This window comes from Plantactinospora soyae, assembly GCF_014874095.1.
Lineage (GTDB): Bacteria > Actinomycetota > Actinomycetes > Mycobacteriales > Micromonosporaceae > Plantactinospora > Plantactinospora soyae.
Genome location: NZ_JADBEB010000001.1, coordinates 8,111,747 through 8,137,343 on the forward strand (window position 1 = coordinate 8,111,747; position 25,597 = coordinate 8,137,343).

The 25,597-nt window shown below is 71.5% G+C and carries 21 protein-coding genes; 14 read left to right on the plus strand and 7 right to left on the minus strand.

The window, feature by feature from the left end; all coding sequences use genetic code 11:
- Nucleotides 1-68: 68 nt before the first annotated feature.
- Nucleotides 69-1,181, plus strand: coding sequence for a LacI family DNA-binding transcriptional regulator (locus H4W31_RS35595; protein ID WP_192770612.1), 1,113 nt, complete (start codon nt 69-71; stop codon nt 1,179-1,181).
- Between the two features lie 116 nt (nt 1,182-1,297).
- Complete coding sequence (locus tag H4W31_RS35600) at nt 1,298-1,726, plus strand: hypothetical protein (RefSeq protein WP_192770613.1); 429 nt, start codon at nt 1,298-1,300, stop codon at nt 1,724-1,726.
- 6 nt (nt 1,727-1,732) lie between these two features.
- Here H4W31_RS35600 and H4W31_RS35605 read toward each other — a convergent pair whose 3' ends face one another.
- On the minus strand, nt 1,733-2,674 hold the full coding sequence (locus H4W31_RS35605; protein ID WP_192770614.1) for an AraC family transcriptional regulator: 942 nt from the start codon (nt 2,672-2,674) through the stop codon (nt 1,733-1,735).
- Nucleotides 2,675-2,755: 81 nt separating this feature from the next.
- On the opposite strand from H4W31_RS35605, the gene H4W31_RS35610 reads away from it, so the two are divergent.
- Nucleotides 2,756-3,598 carry an NAD(P)H-binding protein gene (locus tag H4W31_RS35610; protein ID WP_192770615.1) on the plus strand — a complete coding sequence of 281 codons (843 nt, stop codon included), beginning with the start codon at nt 2,756-2,758 and terminating at the stop codon, nt 3,596-3,598.
- A 95-nt stretch (nt 3,599-3,693) separates the two neighbouring features.
- On the opposite strand, the gene H4W31_RS35615 is transcribed toward H4W31_RS35610, so the two are convergent.
- The 3 genes from H4W31_RS35615 to H4W31_RS35625 all read right to left on the minus strand — a co-directional run bounded on the left by H4W31_RS35615 (nt 3,694) and on the right by H4W31_RS35625 (nt 6,970).
- Entirely contained in the window at nt 3,694-5,046 is a 1,353-nt protein-coding gene (locus tag H4W31_RS35615; RefSeq protein ID WP_192770616.1) for an MFS transporter, read from the minus strand.
- A gap of 176 nt (nt 5,047-5,222) precedes the next feature.
- The gene (locus H4W31_RS35620; RefSeq protein ID WP_192770617.1) at nt 5,223-6,014 is read right to left on the minus strand and encodes an ABC transporter permease; all 792 of its coding nucleotides are present in this window, start codon (nt 6,012-6,014) and stop codon (nt 5,223-5,225) included.
- On the minus strand, nt 6,011-6,970 hold the full coding sequence (locus tag H4W31_RS35625) for an ATP-binding cassette domain-containing protein (RefSeq protein WP_192770618.1): 960 nt from the start codon (nt 6,968-6,970) through the stop codon (nt 6,011-6,013). Before H4W31_RS35625 ends, H4W31_RS35620 begins: the two co-directional genes overlap by 4 nt.
- A 246-nt stretch (nt 6,971-7,216) precedes the next feature.
- Between H4W31_RS35625 and H4W31_RS35630 the strand changes: the two genes are divergently transcribed.
- From H4W31_RS35630 to H4W31_RS35660, 7 genes are all read left to right on the plus strand, one after another.
- Nucleotides 7,217-8,074 (plus strand): CPBP family intramembrane glutamic endopeptidase, encoded by an 858-nt coding sequence (locus H4W31_RS35630; RefSeq protein ID WP_192770619.1) that lies wholly within the window; start codon nt 7,217-7,219, stop codon nt 8,072-8,074.
- A gap of 216 nt (nt 8,075-8,290) precedes the next feature.
- Nucleotides 8,291-9,481, plus strand: coding sequence for an ABC transporter substrate-binding protein (locus H4W31_RS35635; RefSeq protein ID WP_192770620.1), 1,191 nt, complete (start codon nt 8,291-8,293; stop codon nt 9,479-9,481).
- 6 nt (nt 9,482-9,487) lie between these two features.
- The gene (locus tag H4W31_RS35640; protein ID WP_192770621.1) at nt 9,488-10,255 is read left to right on the plus strand and encodes an ABC transporter ATP-binding protein; all 768 of its coding nucleotides are present in this window, start codon (nt 9,488-9,490) and stop codon (nt 10,253-10,255) included.
- On the plus strand, nt 10,252-10,950 hold the full coding sequence (locus H4W31_RS35645; RefSeq protein WP_192770622.1) for an ABC transporter ATP-binding protein: 699 nt from the start codon (nt 10,252-10,254) through the stop codon (nt 10,948-10,950). The genes H4W31_RS35640 and H4W31_RS35645 overlap by 4 nt, the downstream gene beginning before the upstream one ends.
- The gene (locus H4W31_RS35650; RefSeq protein ID WP_192770623.1) at nt 10,947-11,804 is read left to right on the plus strand and encodes a branched-chain amino acid ABC transporter permease; all 858 of its coding nucleotides are present in this window, start codon (nt 10,947-10,949) and stop codon (nt 11,802-11,804) included. The genes H4W31_RS35645 and H4W31_RS35650 overlap by 4 nt, the downstream gene beginning before the upstream one ends.
- Nucleotides 11,805-12,108: 304 nt before the next feature.
- Nucleotides 12,109-13,152: a branched-chain amino acid ABC transporter permease gene (locus tag H4W31_RS35655; RefSeq protein WP_192770624.1), complete on the plus strand. Its 1,044-nt coding sequence runs from the start codon at nt 12,109-12,111 to the stop codon at nt 13,150-13,152.
- A complete protein-coding gene (locus H4W31_RS35660; RefSeq protein ID WP_264084108.1) occupies nt 13,145-14,905 on the plus strand; it encodes an acyl-CoA synthetase in 1,761 nt (586 codons plus the stop codon). Before H4W31_RS35655 ends, H4W31_RS35660 begins: the two co-directional genes overlap by 8 nt.
- Here H4W31_RS35660 and H4W31_RS35665 read toward each other — a convergent pair.
- From H4W31_RS35665 to H4W31_RS35675, 3 genes are all read right to left on the minus strand, one after another.
- Nucleotides 14,883-16,415: a family 43 glycosylhydrolase gene (locus tag H4W31_RS35665; RefSeq protein WP_192770625.1), complete on the minus strand. Its 1,533-nt coding sequence runs from the start codon at nt 16,413-16,415 to the stop codon at nt 14,883-14,885. The two genes, H4W31_RS35660 and H4W31_RS35665, sit on opposite strands and share 23 nt — an antisense overlap.
- A complete protein-coding gene (locus H4W31_RS35670; protein WP_192770626.1) occupies nt 16,412-18,967 on the minus strand; it encodes an alpha-L-arabinofuranosidase C-terminal domain-containing protein in 2,556 nt (851 codons plus the stop codon). Before H4W31_RS35670 ends, H4W31_RS35665 begins: the two co-directional genes overlap by 4 nt.
- Before the next feature lie 447 nt (nt 18,968-19,414).
- Nucleotides 19,415-19,873: a protein-tyrosine phosphatase family protein gene (locus H4W31_RS35675; protein WP_192770627.1), complete on the minus strand. Its 459-nt coding sequence runs from the start codon at nt 19,871-19,873 to the stop codon at nt 19,415-19,417.
- Between the two features lie 237 nt (nt 19,874-20,110).
- Here H4W31_RS35675 and H4W31_RS35680 point away from each other — a divergent pair, with 237 nt between their 5' ends.
- The 4 genes from H4W31_RS35680 to H4W31_RS35695 all read left to right on the plus strand — a co-directional run bounded on the left by H4W31_RS35680 (nt 20,111) and on the right by H4W31_RS35695 (nt 25,435).
- Nucleotides 20,111-20,497, plus strand: coding sequence for an effector-associated constant component EACC1 (locus H4W31_RS35680; protein WP_192770628.1), 387 nt, complete (start codon nt 20,111-20,113; stop codon nt 20,495-20,497).
- Nucleotides 20,494-23,124 (plus strand): caspase, EACC1-associated type, encoded by a 2,631-nt coding sequence (locus H4W31_RS35685; RefSeq protein WP_192770629.1) that lies wholly within the window; start codon nt 20,494-20,496, stop codon nt 23,122-23,124. The genes H4W31_RS35680 and H4W31_RS35685 overlap by 4 nt, the downstream gene beginning before the upstream one ends.
- Nucleotides 23,124-24,524 carry an extracellular solute-binding protein gene (locus H4W31_RS35690; RefSeq protein WP_192770630.1) on the plus strand — a complete coding sequence of 467 codons (1,401 nt, stop codon included), beginning with the start codon at nt 23,124-23,126 and terminating at the stop codon, nt 24,522-24,524. Before H4W31_RS35685 ends, H4W31_RS35690 begins: the two co-directional genes overlap by 1 nt.
- A gap of 167 nt (nt 24,525-24,691) precedes the next feature.
- Nucleotides 24,692-25,435, plus strand: a complete 744-nt coding sequence (locus H4W31_RS35695) for a hypothetical protein (RefSeq protein ID WP_192770631.1) — start codon at nt 24,692-24,694, stop codon at nt 25,433-25,435.
- Nucleotides 25,436-25,597 lie beyond the last annotated feature (162 nt).

Consider the following 25,597-nt stretch of genomic DNA (forward strand, 5'->3'; position numbering starts at 1 on the left):
CGCCACCCGGCATCGCCGTGAGTACACGCGGTTATGTTCCCACCGGGCCCTCCGCTTACGATTCCAGCATGCGGAAGCCGACCCTGCAGGACGTCGCGGACCGGGCCCAGGTGCACCGGGCCACGGCGTCCAGGGCGCTGAACCCCGCGACCCGGAGCCTGGTCAACGCGGAGACGGCCGACCGGGTGGAACGGGCCGCGCAGGCGCTCGGCTACCGGCCCAACCCGATCGCGCGGAGTCTCAAGACCGCCCGGTCGGCGAGCATCGGGCTGGTGATCCCCGACCTGACCAACCCGCTGTTCCCGCCGATCGCCCGGGGAGTCGAGGACGTCCTGGGCGCGGTCGGCTACAACGCCTGGATCGTCAACACCGACAACGACCCCGCCCGGGAGGCGGCCGCGGTCGAGTCGATGCGCAGCCGGAACGTCGAGGGCTACGTCTTCGCCACCGCCCGGCTCGAACATCCGCTGCTCGAACAACTCGCGGCGGCGGAGAGCCCGGTGGTACTGGTCAACCGCCGGGCGGGCCGCTCCGACATCCCCTCGGTCACCGCGGACGACGCCACCGGGGTCTCGCTGGCGATGCGGCACCTCGTCGAACTGGGCCACCGCAGGATCGTGCACCTGGCCGGGCCGCAGGGCCTGTCCACCGGGCTCAGCCGACTGCGCGCCTTCCGGCAGGCGCTCGCGGACCACGACCTCGACAACGCGCCGGAACGGCTGGTCGTCTGCCGGTCCTTCACCGAGAGCGCGGGAGCGGAGGCCGTGCACGGGCTGCTCTCGGCCGGCGTCGACTTCACCGCCGTACTGGCCGGCAACGACCTGCTGGCGCTGGGCTGCTACGACGCGCTCGGCGAGCAGGGCCTGCGCTGCCCCGAGGACGTCAGCGTGGTCGGCTTCAACGACATGCCCTTCATCGACAAGCTCAGCCCGCCGCTGACCACGGTGCGGATCCCGCACTACGAGCTCGGCGCGGAGGCGGCGCGGCTGCTGTTGGAGGGCCTGAACGAGCCGCAGCGCCATCCCCGCTCGATCCTGCTTCCGCCGACGCTGGTGGTACGCCGGTCCACGGCCCCGCCGGCCGGTACGACGACCGGGCGGCAGGGTGGCCGGGCGGCCGGCGGCCGGCGTGCCGCGACCCCGCACCAGGCACCGGTACGCCCGGTCCGGCCGGCTGTCTGAGTCCACGGATCGGGCCCGGTACCTCGGATCCGGCGTCCCGCCGCCGCGCGCCGAGTCGAGTTTCGTTCGCACCGCGTGTGCGACGGGGCTCGGACAGGCATCGATACTCTCTGGCGATGCGAGGCGCGCGCGACGATGACAACTCGACCAACCTCGACGACGTCGAGCGACGGCTCCGGGACATCCGCGACAATCCCGAGAAGTCACCGACGTTGCGGGCGTTGGCGCAGTACCAACTCGAGCGGATCGCCGCGATCCGCGCGATGGCGTGCGGCGCCAGCGCGGACGGAACGCCGGCGGTGAGCGTGCGGCGGCTGGGGCCGTTCACGTTCTCGGCGATCCCGGACACCAGCATCGTCGCCGTCGAGGTCGACCGGCGCGGCGCGGCACCGCTGGTGGCCGTCGTCTCGGCGGAGGAGATCCGGATTCTGACCCCGATGTTCGAGCATGTCCGGGACCGCGCCGCACGCGGCCAGCCGGCCGGGATCGACGTCCGGGCGGCCTTCCTCGACCTGCTCGGTCACGATCCGTTCGAGGACCGGTGACGCCGGCTACCCGGCGGATGCCCCGACCCGGTGCTCGTGTGGACTGATCCCGCGTTCCCGCTTGAAGGCGGTGCTGAGCGCGAACGGGCTGCCGTAGCCGACCTGCCGGGCCACCGAGGCGACGGTGGCATCGGGTTCGCGCAGCAGGTCGGCGGCGAGGGCCAGGCGCCAGCCGGTCAGGTAGCTCATCGGCGGCTCGCCGACCAGTTCGGCGAACCGGCGGGCCAGGCCGGCGCGGGAGACTCCGGTCGCGCCGGCCAGGCCGGCCACCGTCCAGGCGTGGGCCGGGTTGTTGTGCAGCATTCGCAGGGCCCGCCCGACCACCGGGTCGGCGTGGGCCCGGTACCAGGCCGGCGCCTCGGCCTCGGGTCGGGCGAACCAGGTCCGCAGGACCGCGACCAGCAGCAGGTCGAGCAGCCGGTCCAGGATCGCCTCCTGGCCGGGTACGTCCTGGACGATCTCGTCGTTGATCAGCCGGACGAGCGGGGTGAGGCGCTCCTCCGGGGGCAGGACGAGCAGTTGGGGCAGCGCCCCGAGCAGTCGTCGGCCGATCTCGCCGTGCAGTTGGTAGGTGCCGGTGAGCATCACGGTCGCGCCGTCCGGGCTGTTGCCCCAGGTACGTACGCCCAGGTCCATCGCCTGTTCCAGGCTCTCTCCCCGGACGGTGCTGCACCGCTGGCCGGGATGGATGATCACCTGCGGCGGGGTGGCCGGATCGTCGGCCACGGTGTACGGCTCCGGGCCGCGCAGGATGGCGACGTCGCCCTCGCCCAGTGGTCGTACCGCTCCGGTGTCGGGCAGCAGCACCGCCCCGCCCCGCAGCAGCACCACCAGGGTCAGCGGCGCCTCGTCCTGGATCCGGAGCGACCAGGGCGGGTCGAGGACCGAACGGAGCAGGAAGGCACCTCGGGCCCGTGGCCCGTCGAGCAGGCCGGTCAACGCGTCCACGTACCCAGGTTAGACGTGCAGACATGGAACTGCGATTCCTGGCTATGGGAAGTCGCATCCGGGCCGGCTTGAATCAGTGACATGACCGAACACGAGCACGACAAGACGGCCCTGACCCTGGTCCTCGGCGGTACCGGCAAGACCGGCGGCCGGGTGGCCGAACGACTGACCGCACGGCACCGGCCGGTACGGATCGGGTCCCGGTCCGGCGAGCCGCCGTTCGACTGGGCGGACCGGGCCAGCTGGGCGCCCGCGCTGCACGGGGTGACGTCGGCGTACCTGTCGTTCTATCCGGACCTGGCGGTTCCGGGCGCCGCCGACGCGATCCGGTCCTTCACCGACCTCGCGGTGCGGCACGGGGTACGCCGGTTGGTCCTGCTCTCCGGGCGGGGCGAGGAGGAGGCGCAGCTCTCCGAGGAAGTGATCATGAATTCCGGCGTGCAGTGGACGATCGTGCGGGCGAGCTGGTTCAACCAGAACTTCAGTGAGGGACATCTGCTGGACCCGGTGCGGGGCGGCGAGCTGGTGCTGCCGGTCGGGGACGTCGGCGAACCGTTCGTCGACACCGACGACATCGCGGACGTCGCGGTCGCGGCGTTGACCGAGGACGGCCACACCGGCCAGCTCTACGAGGTGACCGGCCCCCGGTTGCTGACCTTCGCGGAGGCCGTCGGGGAGATCGCCGCCGCCACCGGGCGGGACGTCCGGTTCCGATCGGTGACGATCGAGGAGTACGCCGGCATGCTGGCCGAGTACCAGTTGCCGGCGGACGAGGTCGCGCTGCTGACCTACCTCTTCACCGAGGTGCTGGACGGCCGCAACGCCCACCTGGGCGACGGCGTGGAACGGGCCCTCGCCCGCCCGGCACGGGACTTCCGCGACTACGCCCGCAGCACCGCCTCGACCGGTGTCTGGGCGGGATGAGCAGCCGTGCGGACCGTGCCGGCCGGCCCCGGGTGACTGCGGCTCCGATCCGGGCGTGACCTGGCCCCCGGCCCGGTGACCCCGGGTCCGGGTGGTCAGCGGCTGGCCGCCTCGGGTGCGCCCGACCCGGCCAGCTGCTCCGGACGCTCCCCCGGCTCGGCCGGTACGTCGAGCGGATGCGCCAGCTCGTCCTGCGGCATCCGGGCCAGCACGATCGCCAGTACGGCGATGGCGGCGGGCAGCAGGCCGGCGAGCGCGAACGTCGTGCCGAGCCCGACGCCGGCGCTCACCGGCCCGGCGATCGCCATGGACAGCGGCATGAAGACCAGCGAGACGAAGAAGTCGAGGCTGGAGACCCGGCCCAGCATGTGTGCCGGGACGCGCCGCTGCAACAGGGTGCCCCAGATCACCATGGGTGCGGAGAAGCAGATCCCGACGACGAACACCGCCGCGGCGATCAGCCAGACCTGGGTGGCGGCGCCGACCAGGGCCAGCGGCAGGCACCCGAGGCCCCAGAACAGGTTCATCACCGTCAGGTACCGGCGCGGCATCCGGAAGGAGGCCATTCCGAGCGAGCCGATCGCGCCCCCGATGCCGAAGGCCGCCATCACCAGCGCGTGGTCGCCGGGGCCGCCACCGGCACGGTCCTTGATCACGAAGGGGACCAGCACCTCGATCGGTCCCATGATCAGCAGGGTCAGCACGGACGCGAAGAGCAGGGTGGCGAGCAGCCACGGGGTGCGTCCCATGTAGACGAAGCCGTCCCGCAGGTCGGTCAGGGTGGACCTGATCGGATGCGCGGCGGTCGCGGCCCGGTCGTGCCGGAGCGGCACCGGGCGCAGGGCGAGCAGGAACAGCACGCCGACCGCCTCCAGCACGGTCACCACGAGCAGCGCGGCGCCCGGTGACCAGGCGGCGATCATGGCGCTCGCCACGGCCGGACCGGCGGCCTGCATGATGGTCGGCCGCAGCATCCCCTCGACACCGTTGGCGGCCAGCAGGTCCTCGGCCGGCAGGATCGACGGCAGCAGGGCCGAGTAGGCCGGGAAGGTGAAGCCGTTGCCGACACCGATCAGCAACGACACCGCCCCGAGATGCCACAGGGACAGCCGGTCCGTCAGCGTCAACGCCGTCACCAGGCCGACCGCGGCGGTCCGGGACGCGGCCACCACGAACAGGATCCGGCGCTGCGGGATCCGGTCCGCCAGCACTCCACCGAGCAGCGTGGTGACCAGCATCCCACCCGCCATCGCGGCGGAGACGAAGGAGAGCTGGCTCGGCCCGCCGCCCATCGCGATGACCTGCCAGACGATGGCGATCATCCACACGCCGTCCGCGAGCAGCGACATGGCCAACGCACCGGCCAGCAGACCGTACTGGCCGTTGCGGAACGGGCGCAGCGGGCCGCGCAGCCAGCCTGACCTGCTCTCCCCCGTGGTGCTGATCATCCCGTCCTCTCCCCGGCAATCGCTCGATCATGTCACGGCGGCCGACCGGGGCGGCACGGTTATCCCAGGCAGCCGTGGCGCCCACGGCACCACGGCTGCCTCACTCGAACCCGTCAGAATCCTTCGAACCCGTCAGGACCACCCGAACCCGTCACTGGACCCGGGTGGCCGCCCGGTCACCGTACGGAGGCGCGGTTGTACGTCCGGCGCGCCCAGAGGTATCCGACCAGGGTGATCCCGACGCACCAGGCGACCGAGACGGCCGCGCTGTCGCCGATCGGCGCACCGGTCAGCAGGCCGCGCAGGGTCTCGATGATCGGGGTGAAGGGCTGGTGCTCGGCGAACCAGCCCAGTCCGGCCGGCATCGAGTCGGTGGGCACGAAGCCACTGCCGAAGAACGGCAGCAGCGTCAGGGGCATCGGCAGGTTGCTCGCGGTCTCGACGCTCCTGGCCGACATGCCGAGCGCGACCGACAGCCAGGTGAGCGCCAGGATGAGCAGCCCGAGCAGACCTGCCACGCCGAGCCACTCGACCGGACCGGCGGAGGGCCGGAACCCGACGAGCAACGCGACCCCGAGCACGGCCGCGACGCAGAGCAGGGTCTGGATCAGGCTGCCGACGACGTGTCCGGTCAGTACCGAGGTGCGGGAGATCGCCATGGTGCGGAACCGGGCGACGATCCCCTCGGTCATGTCCATCGCGACCGATATCGCCGTTCCCGTCGCGCCGCTGGCCACGGTGATCAGGATGATGCCGGGGGTGACGTACTCGACGTAGTCGGCGCGACCGCCGGCGGCACCGCCGAGTCCCGCCCCGAGCGTTCCGCCGAGGACGTAGACGAACAGCAGCAGGAAGATGATCGGCATCGCGAGGAGCATCAGGGTCAGGGACGGGTAGCGCAGCATGTGCCGGAGGTTGCGGCGCAGCATGGTCGCCGAGTCGCTCGCGACGTGGCCAAGAGTGCTCATCGTACGGTTTCCCCCTCCTTCTCCTGCTGCGGATGACCGGTGAGTGCGAGGAAGACGTCGTCGAGATCGGGGGTGTGCACCGTCAGGGCCTCGACCTCGATCGAGGCGTCGTCGAGTCGGCCGAGCAGGGCCCGCAGTTCCCGGACGCTGCCGTCGGTCGGCACCCGCAGGGCGAGCGCGTCGTCGTCGGGGCTGGCCTCGTCGAGGAGCCGTACCGCCGACCGGAGACCATCCGGATCGGTGAACCGCAGCCGGACGTGACCGCCGGGGACCTGGCGCTTGAGCTGCTCCGGGGTGCCCTCGGCGACCAGCCTGCCGTGGTCGAGCACGGCGATCCGGTCGGCGAGCTGGTCCGCCTCCTCCAGGTACTGGGTGGTGAGGAAGACCGTGACCCCGCCGGCCACCAGGTCGCGGACGATCTGCCACATCGTCCGCCGGCTGCGCGGGTCGAGCCCGGTGGTCGGCTCGTCGAGGAAGATGATCTGCGGATCGCCGACCAGGGTCATCGCCAGGTCGAGCCGGCGGCGCATTCCGCCGGAGTAGGTCACGGCCCGCTTCCGGGCCGCGTCAACCAGGTCGAACCGTTGCAGCAGCTCGCTGACGCGCCGCCGGCCCTCGCTCCGGCCCAGGTGGTGCAGGTCCGCCATCAGCCGCAGGTTCTCCTCGCCGCTGAGCAGGTTGTCCAGCGCCGAGAACTGCCCGGTCACGCCGATCGCGGCGCGTACCGGGTCGGGGTCGGTGGCCACGTCGTGGCCGGCGACCCGCGCCTCGCCGCCGTCGGCGGGTATCAGCGTGGACAGGATCTGCACCGTGGTCGTCTTGCCGGCGCCGTTCGGGCCGAGCAGCGCGAAGACCATGCCCTCCGGTACGTCGAGATCGATGCCGTCGAGTACGACCTGCTTGCCGAAGGACTTGCGCAAACCGGTCACCGAGATCGCCGATCGGGGTGCGGCCATGTCCTCTCCTTCCTGAATGTCGTCACTGAAGGTCGTCGGAACGGGGCGGTCGGTGCCGGCGTACCGCCCGCCGTTCCGTGCGGCACCATGATGGCATCACTTTGGCACCATTCGCAAGCCACAGTTGAGCCGCCCTGGCGCCGGCACGTGCCACCCCGGGTCCGACCGGTAATCCGTCGAAGGAGGTAGCGGCGGATCATCACGACGGGCGACGAGAACCGGCGGGCCGACCACGACGCTGGGACGATGCGATGGCGGATCTTCACCGGTACCGGACTGGCCCTGTTCCTCGTCTCCCCGTTCGTCCTGCTCGGCCTCGGCGGCCCGGACGTACAGACCTCCGCCGACGCCGAGGCGTCACCGAAGCCGCTGCTCGCGATCGTCGTCGCCACCCTCGTCGGCCTGGCCCTGACCCGGCTGGTGCCACCACAGCTACCGGCCATCGCCCCGGCCGACGCCGCGCACCGGCCCGCACTGACCCGTCAGGTCGTCGGCCTGGTCGGGATCGCCCTGCTGCTGCCCACCGTGGTGCTCGTCGCCGACCCCGGCGTCTGGTACGGGCTGGTCAAGCTCGTGCTCTTCTTCGGCGGCGCCTGGCTGCTGCTGCGCCGCTGGCCGACCGACTGGCGGGGCGGGGTCGACCACCGCCGGGCGGTGCCGGTCCGGTGGCGCTGGCTCGGCCCGCTGCCCGCGCTCCTCGGCTGGGCCTACCTGCTCTACTACAGCCCGTTCGCCGGCACCGAGGACCTCTCCGGGTACCGCGAGTTCGACCGGGTGTTCCTGCTCGCCGCCATGCTGCTGACCTTCCTCACCGCCAGCCTCGCCGAGGAGGTCTTCTACCGGATGCTGTTGCAGACCCGGCTGGAGGCGCTGCTCGGACGCTGGCCCGCGATCGTCGCCACCGCGCTGCTCTTCACCGCGATGCACGTACACCGGATCGGCGACGGTCCACTGGCGGAGATGATCGCGATCATGGTGGTCTGGAATGGCGGCTTCGGACTCCTCGCCGGCTACCTGTGGGCCCGCCACCGCAACATCTGGAGCATTTTCGCGTTGCACACCGCGGTCAACTCGCTCCCGCTGCTGCCGCTGTTCTTCGAGTGAGCGGCGGCGATCCCGTACCGAACCCCTCGGCGGCTCGCGGCGTGGATCGGTAAGGGACAATGCCGTACCGGCCCTTGACGGCTGATCTGAACGCGCCTAACTTAACCGCAGAAGGCGGGTCGGACATAACAACCCAATGCCCATGACCGTTCCACCAGACTTCTTCGTGGCGACCACTTCGGCCTGCACCCGACACCTCGTCGTTGGGAGACACGCGTGCGTCGACTCGCCCTTGCGCTCACCACCGCCTTACTTCTCACAGCCGGCACCGCCTGCGGCGACTCCGACGAATCCGGCGACGACACGTCGCCGATCAGGGTCGGCCAGATCGTCTCGCTGACCGGCAACTACTCGACCTTGGGCAGCGAGAACAAGAAGGCGGTGGAACTGGCCGTCGAGCAACTCAACGCCAAGGGCGGACTGCTCGGCCGGCAGGTCGAGGTTCTCGTCAAGGACGACAAGAGCCAACCCGAGCAGTCGGTGCTCGCGTTCAACGACCTCAAGGGCGCCGACGTCGCGGCGATCATCGGCTCGCCGTTCTCCAACTCGGCGCTCGCCACCATCCCACTGGTCGACCGGGAGAAGATCCCGTACCTGTCGGTGACCGCCGCCGACGAACAGGTCTCGCCGGTGCATCCGTACGTCTTCGTGGTTCCCGCGATAGCCGGGACCTACGCCGACCGGCTCCTACAGTATTTCAAGGCGGTCAATCTGACCCGGGTCGCGGTCGCCCACGACACCAAGAGTTCGTACGCGGTCGCCGGCTTCCGGGCCACCCAGGCGAAGGCCGCGCAGTACGGCGTCACCCTGGTCGCGACCGAGGAGTTCCAGACCACCGCCACCGAGTTCAGCGCGGTCTTCACCCACGTGAAGTCCTCGGGCGCGCAGGCGCTGCTCGTCTGGGCCACCGGCGCGCCCGGTGTCGCCCTCACCAAAGGGTACGCGACCGCCGGACTCGACATCCCGCTCGTGCTGACCGGCGCGCAGGCCAGCGAACTGTTCCTCAAGCCGGCCGGCGCGGCGGCCGAGGGCGTACTCGTCGCCAGTTCGATCGGAGTCGTCGGCGAACACCTGCCGGACGGTCCACAGAAGACGGCGGTGAAGGAGCTGACCGACGCCTTTCAGGCCAAGTACGGCTACCCGCCGCCCCAGTTCGCCCAGGACGGCTACAGCGCGGTCAAACTCCTCGCCGCCGCGGTCACCAGTGCCGAGAGCACCGAACACGAGAAGATCCAGGCGGCGTTGAACGCCCTGACCCTGGTCACCCCCAACGGGAAGTACGCGTACAGCCCGACCGACCACTCCGGCCTTCCCGGAACGTTCATCTCGGTGAACACGGTCACCAAGGGTGCGTTCGTACCGACCGACTGGGCGAAGAGCCAACTCGCCCAGCTCACCGGGAACTGACCGGCGGTGCTGCTGCGGGCACGGGGCCTGCGCCGGTCCTTCGGCGGCGTACTGGCGGTGCACGACGTCGACCTCGACGTCGCGGCCGGGGAACTGCGGGGTGTGATCGGTCCCAACGGCGCCGGCAAGTCGACGCTGTTCAACCTTCTCGGCGGGCAACTCGCCCCGAACCGCGGCACCGTCGAGTACGACGGCTCCCGGATCGACCGGCTGCCGCCGCACCGCCGGGCCGGGCTCGGCATCGGGATCGTCTTCCAGAACGCCCGGATCTTCCACGGGATGACCGCGCTGGAGAACGTGATGGTCGGCGCGCACGCCACCACCCGGGCCGGCTTCCTCAGCGCCGCCCTGCGGCTACCGGCACACCACCGTGCGGAACGCCAGATCCGGACCCGGGCCGTCGAGGCGCTGCACCGGGCCGGTCTGGCCGACTGGGCCGACCGGCCGGCGGAGTCGCTGCCGCTGGGTCAGCAGCGGGCGCTCCAGGTGGCCCGCGCCCTGTGCGGGCGGCCACGGCTGCTGCTGCTCGACGAGCCGGCCTCCGGGCTCCGGGCCGCCGAGCGGGAGGAACTGGCGCGGCTCATCGAGGAGTTGAAGGGGCAGGGGCTCACCATGCTGATGGTCGAGCATGATGTCGGCCTGGTCGCCCGGCTCGCCGACCGGATCACGGTGCTCGACCTCGGCCGGGTGATCGCCGAGGGCACCCCCGACGAGGTACGCGACGACGAGGCGGTGGTCACCGCCTATCTGGGCGTGGACCTGGCGGACCGGTGAACGCGACACTCGTCGAGACGACCTCGGTGACCGTCCGGTACGGCACCGCGACCGCGCTCGACGGCGTCAGCATCCGCGTCGCGGCGGGTGAACTGGTCGCCCTGATCGGGCCCAACGGCGCCGGCAAGACCACCCTGGTCAACACGCTGGCCGGCATCCTCCGCCCGGCGGCCGGCACGGTCGCGGTGCGCGGCCGGCTCGGTGTCGTACCGGAGGGGCGGCAGGTCTTCGGTTCGCTGAGCGTGGAGGACAATCTCCAGCTCGGCGCCTGGCGTACCCGGCAGCGGGACACCACCCGGATCTACGAGCTGCTGCCCGACCTGCGCCGGGTCCGGCGCCAGGCCGCCGGTTCGCTCTCCGGTGGCCAGCAGCAGATGGTCGCGGTCGGCCGGGCCCTGATGGGCCGACCCGAGGTACTCGTCATCGACGAACTCTCGCTCGGGCTGGGCCCGATCGTGGTGGCGAACCTGGCCGCGTACCTGCAACGGTTGAACGCCGAGGACGGGATGGCGGTGCTGCTGATCGAGCAGAACGCCCGGCTCGCGCTCCGGCTCTGCGGCCGGGGGTACGTCCTGGAGGCGGGCCGGGTCGTCGCCGAGGGGCCGAGCGCGGAGCTGCGGCGCAGTCCGGAGGTGATCCAGGCGTACCTGGGCAATCCGGTTTCCGGTCCCGAGGGGCCGGTGGGGGTCCCGTGAGCGAGTTCGCGCTCTACCTGATCACCGGCCTCGGCACCGGTTGCGCGTTCGCACTGGTCGGCAGCGGCATGATCGTCATCTACCGGGTCACCCACGTGGTGAACTGCGCCCAGGGCGGGTTCGCCGTGATCGGGGCGATGTGCGCCTCGACGTTCCTCGGCTCGGGCCTGCCGCACGGCCTCGCCGAGGGCCTCGCGGTGGTCATCGCCGCGGCGGTGGGTCTCACGGTCGGCGCGATCACAATCGGCAAGCCCGGCACGACTCCGCAGGTCGGCTTCATCATCACCATCGGGCTCGGCATCCTCGCGTACGCGGTCGAGGTGCTGCTCTGGGGCGACCAGCCCCGCTCGTTCGACGGCGTCGCAGGCGCGACCGTCCTGTTCGGAGCCCGGGTGCCGACCCACTACCTGCTGATCATCGCGGTGACGGTGCTGGTGTTCGCGCTGCTCGGCCTCTTCTTCGCCGGCACCTACCTGGGCAGGGCACTCACCGCCTGCGCCGCCAATCCGTACGCCGCCCGGCTGGTCGGCATCGGAGTGACCCGGATGGGACTGTTCTCCTTCACCCTCGGCGGGGCGCTCGGCGGCCTGGCCGGAGTACTGATCACCCCGATGCAGCAGGTCACCTTCGACGGCGACGTCGTACTTCTCGTCAACGGCTTCGCCGCCGCGATCATCGGAATGCTGACCCGGCCGGCACTCGCGCTCGCCGGCGGGCTGCTGCTCGGGGTCGCCCAGGCGGCGGTCGCCGGCTACGGCAGCGCTGCCCACCAGCTCGAGATCGCGCTCGGCCTGATGCTCGCGGTGCTGATCTGGCAGGCCGCCCGCCGCCCCACTGTCGAGGGGCTCCCGTGAGTGCGAGGAGTGAGCCGGGTCTGCGAGCCCCGCAGTCACGAACGAAAGGCAGGCCCCGTGAGTGCGAGGAGTGAGCCGGGTCTGCGAGCCCCGCAGTCACGAACGAAAGGCAGGCCCCGTGAGTGCGAGGAGTGAGCCGGGTCTGCGAGCCCCGCAGTCACGAACGAAAGGCAGGCCCCGTGAGTGCGAGGAGTGAGCCGGGTCTGCGAGCCCCGCAGTCACGAACGAAAGGCAGGCTCCCGTGAGTGCGAGGAGTGAGCCGGGTCTGCGAGCCCCGCAGTCACGAACGAAAGGCAGGCTCCCGTTGAGGGGACCAGACCGGGGTGTCGTCGTCCGGCGGGCGCCGGTGGCCGTCGTCGTACTGGCCAGCCTGGCGTTGCCGCCCGTACTGAGCAGCAAGCAACTCTCCGTGTTCATCCTGCTGGGCCTCGCCGTACTGGTCACCCTGGGCCTGTCGCTGCTGATGGGGTACGCGGGACAGGTCTCGCTCGGCCAGGCGTCGTTCTCCTGCATCGGCGGGTACACCGCGGGGTTGCTCTCGGTGCACGGCGTCCCGTCGGTGGCGGGACTGCTCGCCGCCCCGGTCGTCGCCGCGCTGTTCGCCGGGGTGGTCGGGATTCCGCTGCTCCGGCTGCGGGGACACGCGCTCGCCTTCGCCACCCTGGCGATGCAGCTGATCCTGCTCTCCCTGCTCAGCCAGGCCGACTGGGCGGGCGGCGCGATCGGACTACAGGGCGTACCCCGGTTTTCAATCGGCGGAGTCGAACTCGCCGACGACCTCTCCTACGCGTACCTGACCTGGTTCGCGGTGGCCGGTGCGATGCTCCTCGCGCACCACATCATCACCTCCCGGCCCGGCCGGGGACTCCGCGCCCTGGCCAGCAGCGAGAGCGCGGCGGCGGCCTGCGGCGTCCCGGTCGGCCGGTACCGGCTGGCGGTCTTCGCGCTCTCCGCGGCGATCGCCGGGCTGGCCGGTGGGATCTACGCCTTCTACGTCGGCTACCTCTCCCCCGGCTCGTTCCCGGTGCTGATGTCGATCGAGTACGTGGTGATGGCGGTCGTCGGCGGCCTCGGCACGCTCTGGGGGCCGGTCCTCGGCGCGACCGGGATGGTGCTGCTGGTCCAACTCCTCAACACTCTCGGCACCCGACCCGGGATGCCCAGCTACGCGCCCAGCGTGCTCCAGTACGCGGTCTACGCCGGCCTGCTGGTGCTCGTCCTGCTGTTGTTGCCCCGGGGCATCGTGCCGGCGCTGCGCGACCTCGGGCCGGTGCTGCGGCGCGCCGTGCCGGATCGCCGTACCGCCGTGACATCGGAAGTTCCGGACCGGGTAGGTGACAATGCGTAACGAAGGTGTCGGATCCTGGGCCACCCGTCGGGCCCGGATGTCGCCGAACCGGGTGGCGCTGGTGCACGGCGATCGCGAGTGGACGTACGCGGCGGTGGCCGACCGGGCGAACCGGGCCGCACACGCGCTGCGGGGTCTCGGCGTACGCCCCGGTGACCGGGTCGGCTACCTCGGGCCGAACCATCCGACGTTCCTGGAGGCGTTCTTCGGCACCGGGCAACTGGGCGCGGTCTTCGTACCGCTGAACCTCCGACTCACCGCTCCGGAACTCGCCTACATTCTCGCCGACTGCGGCGTCGACGTCCTCCTCTACGCACCCGGCCAGAGTTCCGTCGTCGCGGCCCTGCGCGATCTCGTCGCGCTGCGCCACACCGTCGCGCTGGAACCCGGCGGCGACGATCCCGACTACGCCACGCTGCTCGGCCGGGCCGGGTCCGAGCCGCTCGACGAGCCGGTGCCGCTCGACGGGACCTGTGTGGTGCTGTACACCTCGGGCACCACCGGGCGTCCGAAGGGGGTCCGGCTCAGCCACGGCAATCTGGCCTGGAACAGCTTCAACGTGCTCATCGACGTCGACCTCGCCGCCGACGAGGTGACTTTGGTGACCGCGCCGATGTTCCACGTCGCGGCGCTCAACCAGACGGTGCTGCCCACCTTCCTCAAGGGTGGCCGGTCGGTGCTGGTCCCCGCGTTCGACCCGTCGGCGGCCCTGGAGCTGATCGGACGGCACCGGGTGACGTTCATGTTCGGGGTGCCGAGCATGTTCGCGGCGATCGCCGCCGCGCCCGGCTGGGCCGACGCCGACCTCTCCTCGGTGCGCTCGATGATCTGCGGCGGGGCGCCGGTCCCGGAGCCGTTGATCCGGACCTACCAGCGGCGCGGCCTGACCTTCATGCAGGGGTACGGGATGACCGAGACCTCACCCGGGGCGCTCTTCCTGCGCGCCGCCGACAGCGCCGACCATGCCGGTTCGGCGGGTACCCCGGTCTTCTTCTCCGACGTACGGCTCCGGGACGCCGCCGGCGGCGAGGTGCCGCCGGGCGTACACGGCGAGATCGTGGTGCACGGGCCGAACGTGATGGCCGGCTACTGGGGGCGGGCCGCGGAGACCGCCGAGGTGCTCTCGCCGGACGGCTGGTTCCGCTCCGGTGATCTCGCCATCGTCGACCCGGACGGCTACTTCCACATCCGCGACCGGGTCGGGGACATGTTCATCTCCGGCGGCGAGAACGTCTATCCCGCCGAGGTCGAGGAGGCGCTGTACCAGCATCCGGCGGTCGCCGAGTGCGCGGTGATCGGCGTCGACGACGACCGCTGGGGCGAGGTGGGCCGGGCGGTCGTGGTGCTCCGGTCCGGGTCGACGGTCGATCCGGCGGAGCTGTTGGCATCGCTCGACGGCCGGATCGCCCGCTACAAGATCCCGAAGTCGGTGGTCTTCGTCGACGTCCTGCCCCGGACCGGATCGGGCAAGGTGCGCAAGAGCCAGCTCCGCCGGGCCCACTCCACCGCCGGGGATGCCGCCGGCCCGGCATGGTGGCGGACCGGCCGCCCGCCGGAGCAGCCGGCCCCGGCGGCGGCAGACCCGGACCCGGACCCGGAGACGGCGGCGACGCGAACGGCAACAGTGCCAGCCCCCGCGCCGGACGCAGTGCCAGCACCCACCGCAGCGCCGGTCGCAACGCCAACACCCACCGCCGTGCCAGCGCCAGCGTCGGGAGGGACGGCGGAGATCAGTCGGCCGGATCCGGGCTGATCCGGAAGGTTGCCCGTTCGCGGTCGACCCGCCGGTTGCCGGGTCGGCCGACCGTCAACCGCCCGTTGCCGTCGTGCGTGACGTAGACGTCCGCGTCGTCGGAGAGCCGCAGCGACGTCGCCCGCCGGTCGGCGAGCCCGCGTACCTGGACGAAGCTCGCCGCACTCGCGTACGCGTCGCTGTCCTCGTACGGGTCGACCCGCAGTACCGTGCCGTCGACCCGGGCGTACCGGTCCGGGAAGTTGACGGACTGGAGTGCCACCCGCCCCGCACCGGAGAACCCGGGCACGAGTCGGAACTGCGAGTCGGCGACCTCCCGGACGTTGCCCTCCACCCGCAGCAGGTACCCGAAGTGCCGTACGTAGGCACCGGGCGCGTCCATCGGGGACAGTCGGAGCACGGTCCCGCCGTCCCCGACCGGTACGCCGAAGCTGGGCGTGCCGTCGGCGTTCCAGTACAGCCGCTGCACCCGGGTGTGCCGGTTCGGGTCGAAGAGCGGGTCTCCGGTGATGTCGCGGTAGTCCCGGGCGTGGTAGACCAGCACGTCGGTCTCGCCGTCGTCGGCGACGGTGAACGAGTTGTGCCCGGGGCCGTACCGACGGGTGTTCTCGTTGGTGCCGAACACCGGCTGCGGCGACTTGGTCCAGGAACGGGCGTCCAGCAGGTCGGCGTTCTCGTCGGCGGTGAGCAGCCCCATGCAGTACCGGTGGTCCGTCGCGCTGGCCGAGAAGGTGACGAAGACCCGCCCGTTGCGGACGAGCACGGCCGGGCCCTCGTTGACCCGGAAGCCCTGCACCTCCCAGGACAGGGTCGGTACGGCGATCCGGACCGGATCACCCTTGATCGCCAGCGGCGAGGCCATCTCGGCGATGTAGAGGTTGCTGTTCGTGGCGATGCCCGGCTCGCTCTGCGCCCAGAGGAAGTACCGGACGTCCCGGTGGACGAACGTCGTCGCGTCGAGGGTGAACGTGTCCCAGGCCGTGGTCACCTGCCCGCGCAGCACCCAGGCGTCCGCCCGGGGATCGGCGGCGGCGGACTCCAGGACGTACGTCCGGATCCGGAACGGCTGGTCGGAGTCGCCGGCGGCGAAGTAGATGTACCAGCGCCCGTCGATGCGGTGCAGTTCCGGGGCCCAGATGTAGCCGCCCATCCGGCCGGAGGTCGGACGCCGCCAGACGGTACGCTCCCGCGCGCTCGCCAGCCCGTCGAGCGTGGACGCGCCGCGCACCACGATCCGGTCGTACTCCGGCACCGAGCCGGTCAGGTAGTACATCCCGGAGACCGGTCTGGTGATGAACGGGTCCGCGCGCTGCGCGACCAGCGGGTTCCGGGTCGGCAGGCCGGCGCCGCCGGAGGTGGACCCGTCGGTGGTGGCCGCCCGATCCGGGCGCTGTGCCGGGGCCGGTGCCGCCCAGGCCCCGCTGGCGGGCAGGGCGGCGGCCGTTCCGGCGGCGAGCAGTCCCCCGCCGGCGTGCAGCAGTCCGCGTCGGCTGAGCTTGTCGGATGTCACGGCGTCGTCCTCTCTGTGGCGCCGATCCGGATGAACGTCACGGAGTACGCCGGGAAGGTGTGGCTGAACGTGTTCCGTACGCCGGTCAGCCGCGACGTCCGGGGCTGGATCGGCGTGAAGGAGGCGGTGTTGACGTCGTCCGGCCCGCCCTGCAACGTCGTCACCTGCGCGGTGGACGAGACCCGGATCTGGGTACCGAGGTCGATCCGGGTCCGGGCCTCGGCGGCCTGGGCGTTGACCACCTTCAGCACCAGTTCTCCGGTGGCCCGGTCCCGGGTGACGACCTGGCGGAACGGCTCGGCGACCTTGTCGTCGGTGAAGCTGCCCCACTCCTGCCCGTCCAGGAACAGGGTCACCTGCCGTCCCCGTACCTGGACCCGCAGGTCGTACGCGCGGCCGGTCTCGATCGTGCCCGGCTTGGAGATCATTTGCTGCTTGGCCCCGCCGGTGGCCTTCTCCACCGCCGAGGTGGTGTTGCCCCAACCGCCGAGATTCCACCAGTAGTGGTTGCCGGTGCCCTGGACACCGAACGCGACCAGGAAGCCCTCCTGGCCGGACCGCTTGGTCGCGGTGACCCGCAGATCGTAGTCGCGCCACCCCGGGTCGCCGGCGGTCACCATCGTGTCCTCGGCGGCCGCGTCGGACTGCACGTAGGAACCGTCCACTATCGACCAGGAGCCCCGGCCGCTGCTGTGGGTCCAGTTCGAGGCGCCGGCGGAGAAGTCGTCCCGCAGCAGGGTGGTGCCGTCGGCGGAGGTCACCGTGACGTCGTCGTACGCGGCGCTGGTGGCCCAGGTGGAGAGGCCTATCGCACCGGTGATCGGCACCGTCGTGGTGGGCGTCCCCGAGGCGCGGCTCGGCACCACCTCGTCACCGACGTTGGTCATGAACAGCTTCTGCACCTCGTAGCTGGCCGACCCCCACGAGGCGTGGTTGTTGAACCAGATCATGTCGGGGCGCCACTGCACGTAGTCCTCGTTCGCCAGCAGCGGGGCGTACGAGGCGAGCTTGACGATGTCGGCGTTGCGCTCCAGCCCCGTCATGTAGGCCGCCTCGGTCAGCGCGTTGTAGAACCGGTTGTCCTGCGAGGCGTACTCCCCGAGGAAGACCTTCGGCCCGGCCCGGTCGTACGCGTCGTACCGCTCGTTGTTCTGGAGGAACCACTCCGGGCTGTTGTAGTAGTGCTCGTCGACCATCTCGACCCCGGCCGCGCGGTTGAGCTCCCAGAGCCGGTCGAAGGTGCCGCCCGCGTCGTCCGGGCCCGAGTTGCTGACCACGGTGATCTCCGGGTGGGCCGCCTCGATCGCGGTCCGGAACTGCCGGAACCGCTCGAAGAACGCGTCCGGCAGGTTCTCCTCGTTGCCGACCCCGAGATGGGTCAGCCCGAACGGCTCGGGGTGCCCCATCCGGGCCCGGAGGCTGCCCCACTGCGACGAGGCGGGTCCGTTGGCGAACTCGATCAGGTCCAGGGTGTCCTGGATGTGCCGGCGCAGCAGTTCCGGGTCGTCGGTGGCGCGGTTCTGGCCGCAGCCGGTGACCATCGCGGGTACGACGGGCAGCGCCATCGCCCCGATGTCCTCGGCGAACTGGAAGTACTCGTAGTAGCCGATCCCGTAGGACTGGTTGTAGCCCCAGAAGTTGGCGTTGGTGGCCCGCTCCTCGACCGGTCCGACGGTGTCCTTCCACTGGTAGGAGCGCTGCCGTTCCCAGTTCGGCGCCGTGTAGCCGTAGTGGCTGCCGGTGTTGACCAGGCAGCCGCCGGGGAAGCGCAGGAAGCCGGGCCGCAGCGCGGCGATCTTCTCGGCCAGGTCCCGGCGCATCCCGTTCGGCCGGCCCTTGAAGGTGTCCCGGGGGAAGAGCGAGACCATGTCCAGCCCCACGCTGCCGCCGCCGGCACCGGTCACGGCGAGCCGACCGGTGGTGCTGGAGCCGGTGGCCCGGAACCTGCCGGTGTACTTCGTCCAACCGTCCCCGCGCAGCGTGATCCGCAGCGGGGTGGCCAGTGCCGTGCCGGCCGGGTCCGTGATCCGGACCGTCAGCGGCGTGCCGGCGGTCGCGTCGGTCCGCGCCCAGACGGAGAAGTCGTAGTCGCGCTGCCGCTCGACCCGGATCCCGGAGTTGTAGCCGGCGTTGATGACGCCGTATCCCCCGCCACCGGCGGGCAGGTTCAGCCGCAGGTAGCGGCGGTTGCGTTCGTTCAACCGGCCGGCGTCGTCGACCACGGCGGCCGTGCCCCGGGCCCCGTCCGGGGCCGTCGGCGCCCAGGCCGTCATTCCGGTGTACGCGGCGTTGTCCGCCGGGTCGTACTCGAAGGACCGGTTCTGCACCAGTTCGGCGTACAACCCGCCGTCGGCGGCCCGGTTGATGTCCTCGTAGAACACCCCGTACATGTTGTCGTCGATCGTCGGACCGGTGTCGGTGGCATCGACGTCGACGGTGTAGTCGGTGCTGGCGACCGCGGGGGCTCCGGCGGCGGCGGAGGGGACGGCGAGCAGGGTGCCGGACAGCACCAGGACACACGCGAGCCCGAGCCTCGGGCGTGATCGGGACATGGGTCCTCCTCCGGTTGCCGCTCGGGCGGTGGCAGCACACGGTCCGGAAGGGCAGCGGGAGCACCCTTGTCGACCGGCACTCCCCTTTCGCCACCCGACGAATGATCGGGGTAACTGGATGAGCGTTAACATAGATAGATCGACATCCGGTGTCAACCTGAGCAATCGGGGACGTGCGTCCATCGAAAACGATGGTTAGCGTTCACATGCCGGCCCCAGATCCGTAGGGCGACATATGCGACTGTGGCGATTTTTCGGACCGGCCGCGAGGTCGTCGGCGCTGATCCGGTCCGGAATGTCCAGTGTCCGGTGCAGGCTGCCGCAGCGGTGTCTCCGGCACGGCCTCCAGCTACCGCACGATGTTGCGCTGGCCGAGCGTCATCGGCCCGCGCGCCGTACGCCCACCGCTGAACGTGACCGCGACCGGGGCCTGGCGGGTCGGCCGCACTACGCCGGGTCCTCCGGGACCTCGTCCGGGGCGGCGAACCGCGTCACGTAGCGGTGCTGCCACGGCGTCTCGACGGCACCGGCGGCGTAGTGCCGGCGTACGTACGACACCGCCTGGTCGGCGGGAACGCCGTCGAGGACGGCGAGACACGCCAGGGCGGTACCGGTCCGTCCCCGGCCACCGCCGCAGGCGACCTCGACCCGGTCGTCCGGCGCCCGCCGCCAGGCCTCCCACAGAATCGTCCTGGCCTGCGCCCGGTCATTGGGCAGCCGGAAGTCGGGCCAGCGCAGCCACCTGCTCTCCCACGGTGTCTCCGGAGGTCTCCGGCCGAGCAGGTAGACCGCGAACGTCGGCGTCGGTCCGGGCGGAAGCGGTCGACGCAGACCACGGCCCCGGACCAGCCGACCCGACGGAAGGGTGAGCACACCGGCGTCGGTCGGCGTCCAGGGCTGATTCACAGGGTGAGCCTACGCGGACACGATCTCCGGGTCAGGACCGATCGGAACGGTTCTGCGGCGCCGATCGTCGATGCCGGTGTGGCCGGTCGGCCATTCCCCGGTCCGGCGCGCAATCCCGCAACTTCACCGGCACCTCACCTCGTACGGCAACGTGCCAATCGACACTGTCGATTTTGGGATAACGACGGACATAGACACAGAGTCATGACGCTGACGCAGAGCTGTTAGTGTGCAACGGTGACCGAGACCGTTGTGGCCCAGATCACCGCCATCGACGACGACGACACCGCCACGGAGGAGGCCGCCGGCCTGTTGCTGCGGGAGCTGGGTCAGCTCGACGGCGTCGTGTCGCTGCGGCGCAAGAGGTCGACGGCGGCGGTCCCGGTCCGCGCCCGGCCCGGCGAGCTGGTCGAACTCGGGACACTGCTCGCCGTGCTGACCGCCCACGGTGAACTGGTCACCAGCGTGCTCACCACCGTGGGCGACTGGTTGCGGCGGCGTGGACGCGGGCGGGTCGAGGTGACCCTCGGGGAACACCGGCTGGTCCTCGACAGCGCGACCGCCGAGGAGCAGCACCTGCTGACCATCGCGTTCATCGATCGGGTGTTCCCTCCTGACCGATGAGACGCGCACTGATCATCGCGAACGAGGTTTACCACGACCAGCGGTTCGCCACCCTTCCCGGCGCCGTCGCCGACGCGAACTCGCTTGAGGAGGTACTCCGGGACCCGGCGATCGGCGCATTCGACGTGACCGTCCTGCGCGACGCCGACGTCTACGACATCGGGGTCGCCATCGCCAACCACTTCAACAGCGGCCATCCGGACGACGTCCTGTTACTCCATATCTCCGCGCACGGGCTCAAGGATGCGCACGGCAACCTATTCTTCGCCGCGTCGAATTCCTCCTACGACACCTATCTGCTGAATGCCACCGCGCTCTCGGCGGCCGACATCCGGCAGGAAATGGCCGACAGCCGGGCGAGACGGATCATCGTCCTGCTCGACTGCTGCTACAGCGGCGCGTTCGTCCCCGGCGAGCGGAGTCGCGGCAGGGACTCCGCCGACCTCACCGAACCGTTCCGTGGCCGTGGACACGTCGTCATCACCGCGTCCACCGCCGCCCAGCACAGCTACGAGGTGGGCGGGCAGGGAGTCTTCACCCGGGCGGTCGTCGAGGCGCTCCGGACGGGGCGGGCCGACCGCAACCGCGACGGGATCATCGACACCGACGAGCTGTACCACTACGTGTCCGGGGCGGTCCGCAGGGAGATGCCACGGCAGAGCCCGACGCTCTCGGCGCACAACGTGGAAGGCGTACTCCAGGTCGCCCGCAGTCCACGGCCGGACTCGGCCGGGCCGGACACCCCGCCGGTGCCGATCCAGGGCGACCGGCCGAGGCCGAGTCTGCTCGGACGGCTCCGGCACGCCGCCGGTGCCGTCGGAGCCAGGACCCGCCGACAGTACCGGCGGGCGCTGGCGGCCCGTCCGGTCTCCCTGCCCCGTCGGGCCGCCATCGCGATCCTCACGACCTGGGCCGTCCTGTTGGGACTCGGCGCACACGCCGACGCCGCCGGCACCTGGTTCCCCGGCTGCGTCCACCCCCCGGAGATCCGGGTGGCCACGTCGGCCGCCGGATACCTGGCGTACCGGGAGGTCGCCGACGCCTACGAGCAGTGGACGGCCGGGCGTAACGGCGGCTGCTCGGCCGCCCGGCTGTACCTCTACCCGGCCTCCGCGGACCAGGTACGCGAGGGCATCCGGGCCGGCTGGCCGTCCTCCGGCGTGCCTAGCCAGCGGTACCTGCGGGAGGTCGGGCCGCATCCGGACCTCTGGCTGCCCGAATCACACAGCGACCTGGACCGGTTGACCGCGCAGGGCGCGGCCCCGCCGATCAGGCGGGTGGACCGGATCGCCTCGACGCCGCTGGTCCTCGGCGTTCCGGCCGACCGGGTGCACGCCGGCCAGGACGCCGGGCAGCGCACCATGACGCTGAGCTGGCACGAACTGTTCGCCAAGGCCACCGCGGCGACCGCGGCCGACTGGGGGGTGGTCCGGGCGGACCCGACGACGTCGACGGTGGCCCGGCTCGCCAGCGTCGCGCTGTACCGAACCGACGAGACCGACCTTCTTCCGGCGTACGAGGCCCGGGAACAGATCGAGCGGCCGTTGGACGAGGCCCTCGACACCGGCGCCTTCCCGATCGGCGACGACGCCGCCCTGCTCTGCCGGTACCGCATCCTCGGCGCGACCCCGCAGCAGGTCCAGCCGCCCGCGGTGGTCCTCACCGAACAGGCGCTGATCCGCCTCAACCAGGGGCGCCCCCTCGGCGGCAACTGCGGAACCAACCAGCCACCGTCCACCGGGAACCGGTTGCAGGCCTTCTATCCGGACGACTCACCGGTGGTCGTCCAGCCAGTCGTCCAACTGCGGTGGCGGGACCAGGTACAGGGGCTGGCGGTCCGGACCGCCGCAACCGACTTCGCCCGCTGGCTCACCACCGAGGCTGACGGCAAGCGGGCGCTGCTCCAGGTCGGCCTGCGGCCGTACGGCTACGACGTCGGCGCGCCCATCGACACCTCGAACGGGGTACTGCGGGAGTGGCCGTTCGGACTGCCTCGGCAGATCAGCGAGCCGCCGGTCGCCGAACAGGACCGCGCCCTGGTGCGGTACGCCGAGGCGAACCGGCCCGGTCGGGTACTCGTCGCACTGGACGCCTCCGGGTCGATGCGCAGCTCCACCCAGGACCAGCGCCGGAGCCGCTTCGAGGTGGCGTTGGCGGGAGTGGGACAGTCGCTGGACCGGATGGGTGCGCGCGACGAGTTCGGGCTGCTGACCTTCTCCACCGCCGCCGCCAACTCGCGACTACTGGTGCCCATCGGTCGGCCCACCGCCGCGCAGGCCCGGGCCGTACGCGCCGCCGCGGAGCAGATCCGGCCGGCCGGCGACACCCCGCTGTACCGGGCCGTCCTGCACGGGCGGGACCTGCTGCGGGGCGGCGACGACGAGACGTTGCGGGCCCTCGTGGTACTCACCGACGGCCGGGACACCAGCACGCAGGCGGTACCGACGGCGGCGCAGCTGCGCGGCGTCCGGGTCTACTTCCTCGCCGTCGGCGACGTCTCGTGCGCCGGTTCGGTGCTGGACCGGCTCGCCGATGGCACCGGCGGCGGTTGCTTCGACACCGGTCCCGACACGATCGACACTGTCCTGGGCCGGTTGTTCGAGGGGCTCTGGAAGGGAACGGCCTGATGCCAACGACCGGATCGCCGACGCCGACCGGACCGCCGACTTCTCCGGGCGGCGACCCGGAGCAACCCCGCCGGAACACCGGCCGACGGCGCTGGTGGCGGGCATTCGCGCTGGGCAACCTGAGCGGGTTGCTGGTCGCGGCCCTCGTCGTCACCCCGATCCTGCTGTTGCGGGGCCCCGAGGAGCTGGAGCCGGGCGAGCTGGTCATCCTCAGTGGTGGCGACGACGGCGTGGGCGGGCAACGCAACGCGCTGATCGAACTCTGGAACGCCTCGCACCCTCGCAACCCGGCCCGGATCATCGAGCTGCCCGAGGCGTCGGACGGTCAGCACGCCCAGATGGTGAACTGGGCGCAGACCAATCCGGAGATCGACGTCTTCAACCTCGACGTGACCTGGACCGCCGAGTTCGCCAGCACCGACCGGCTGCGGCCGATCGTCGAGTCGCGCCTGCTCGACAAGCCCGACGAGGTCTTCCTGAAGAACCCGCTGAGCACCTGCCGGTACGACGGCAAGCTCTGGGCGATGCCGTTCAACACCGACGCCGGGCTGCTCTTCTACCGCAGGGAACCGGGGCTCCGACCGCCGTTCGACTGGTCGGCGATCACGAGCGCGTCCGGCCGGGCACTCGCGGCGCGGCCACCGGGCTCGCCGCTGGAGGCCGGATACACCAGCCAGCTCGACAGCTACGAGGGGCTCACCGTCAACGCGCTGGAGGCGCTCTGGGCGGCCGGCGGTGAGCTGCACGTCGACCGGGACGGCCAGGTGTCGGTCGACCGGGATCGGTGGACCGGGGCGTTGCGGCCACTGACCCCGGGGGCGGCGTCGTCCGTCGTCCTGCCGGACGCGCTGAACCAGGACGAGAACCGGAGCCGGGAGGCGTTCCGGGCCGGCAAGGTGATGTTCATGCGGAACTGGCCGGTGGCGTACCGGAGCCTGTCCGGCACCGACGCGACGCCGGCACCGGCCGGCGCACCGCCGCCCCCGGCGTCGTTCCAGTTCGACGTCACGGCTCTTCCCGGGCCGAGCGTGCTCGGTGGGCAGAACCTGGCGATCGCCAAGCAGACCGGGCAGCCACGGGCGGCTCAGGCGCTCATCGCGTTCCTGACCGGCGAGCAGAGCCAGCGGATCCTCTTCCAGCGGGGCGGGTTCGCCGCCACCCGGACGGTCGTCTACGCCGACGAGGCGATCAACCAGCAGTACCCGTACGTCAAGCTGCTGCTCGACGCGGTCAACGGGGCCCGGCTGCGCCCGGTCTCGCCGTACTACGTGAACTTCAGCCTTGTCCTGCGCGGTCATGTCCGGGCCGTGCTGGACGGCGGCGACCTGCCGGCGGACCTCGACGAACGCCTGACCCAGGCATTGCGGGGTCTCACCCCGCCCCCGCCTCCCGACGACTAGTCGGAGCTCGACCCACTCCCCTTCCGAGTCAAGGGTTTCAGTCGGTCTCAGTCGGCTCCACGACACCACGCGATCTTCCTGCATCCCGCCGCAACCGGGACCCGGGGACGCACGTGTTAGCGAGGACGGGCGGACGACGGAGCCCGACAACCACGCGAGGGGGAGCAATGCGCAGGATCGGGCTCGGAATTGATGGACCCATTCGGCTGGCAGTCTCGGCGGTCGCCGTGGCCGGCGCGGTGGTGCTGGGACTGACCGGCTGCGGTGCCGACCCGGCACCGGCCGGTGCACCGGCGACGGGGGTACCGACGGTGACGCCGTCCGCGGACACCGCGACCGGCGACCCGAGCGCGGAGCCGACGAGCGAGACGTCGAGCGCGCCGCCCCGCGGGGACGGCGGTGAGGCGACGAGCGTGCCGAGGCCGCCGGCACCGGTCCGGACGACGGGTGCCCCGAAGCCACCGGCGTCGTACGACCCCGCGAAGGACATCACCGACCTGGTGGCGCAGACCGACGGCCTGCGGCTCAACCGGCCGGTCAGCGGGATCCGACAGGGCGAGCTGGTGGTGACCATCCGGAACAAGGGACCGGAACCGGTGTGGGGCCTGACCTTCGTCGTCGAGATGCCGGCGAGCATGACGGCGAGCGGCGGCGACTGGACGGGCTGTTCTCCGCTCCGGGTGAGTCGGGCCGGCTTCCCGGCCGGGTCGAAGTGCGAAAAGGGCTACCTGGCGCCGGGACAGTCCCGGGTGTACCGGCTGGGTGTGAAGTCACCGGCCGCGAAGGATGGCGCGGACAGCCCGGAGGCCCGCTCGCTGGTCGATGTCTGGTCCGCCGGGCAGAAGGGCGAGACGTACCGTGACCTCGGGCCGGACGACAACCGCCGCATCTTCAGCGTGTACCGCGCCTGACACCGCCGGTCCGGCGGCGCAGATGGATCCGCCGGAAGCTCGCCGCCGCCCGCCACGCCACCCGTGGCGGGCGGCGGCATCCACCGGGGTACGGCCCCGCCTGCCGTGCGCGTGTGCACCCTCCGGTACGTCGACGCCGAGTGGTGCGATGCTTGCCGGAAG

Coding starts and splice junctions, on each gene's coding strand:
- H4W31_RS35595 (WP_192770612.1), top strand. CDS start 69: ATGCGGAAGCCGACCCTGCAGGACGTCGCGGACCGGGCCCAGGTGCAC.
- H4W31_RS35600 (WP_192770613.1), top strand. CDS start 1,298: ATGCGAGGCGCGCGCGACGATGACAACTCGACCAACCTCGACGACGTC.
- H4W31_RS35610 (WP_192770615.1), top strand. CDS start 2,756: ATGACCGAACACGAGCACGACAAGACGGCCCTGACCCTGGTCCTCGGC.
- H4W31_RS35615 (WP_192770616.1), bottom strand. CDS start 5,046: ATGATCAGCACCACGGGGGAGAGCAGGTCAGGCTGGCTGCGCGGCCCG.
- H4W31_RS35620 (WP_192770617.1), bottom strand. CDS start 6,014: ATGAGCACTCTTGGCCACGTCGCGAGCGACTCGGCGACCATGCTGCGC.
- H4W31_RS35625 (WP_192770618.1), bottom strand. CDS start 6,970: ATGGCCGCACCCCGATCGGCGATCTCGGTGACCGGTTTGCGCAAGTCC.
- H4W31_RS35630 (WP_192770619.1), top strand. CDS start 7,217: ATGCGATGGCGGATCTTCACCGGTACCGGACTGGCCCTGTTCCTCGTC.
- H4W31_RS35660 (WP_264084108.1), top strand. CDS start 13,145: ATGCGTAACGAAGGTGTCGGATCCTGGGCCACCCGTCGGGCCCGGATG.
- H4W31_RS35670 (WP_192770626.1), bottom strand. CDS start 18,967: ATGTCCCGATCACGCCCGAGGCTCGGGCTCGCGTGTGTCCTGGTGCTG.
- H4W31_RS35685 (WP_192770629.1), top strand. CDS start 20,494: ATGAGACGCGCACTGATCATCGCGAACGAGGTTTACCACGACCAGCGG.
- H4W31_RS35690 (WP_192770630.1), top strand. CDS start 23,124: ATGCCAACGACCGGATCGCCGACGCCGACCGGACCGCCGACTTCTCCG.
- H4W31_RS35695 (WP_192770631.1), top strand. CDS start 24,692: ATGCGCAGGATCGGGCTCGGAATTGATGGACCCATTCGGCTGGCAGTC.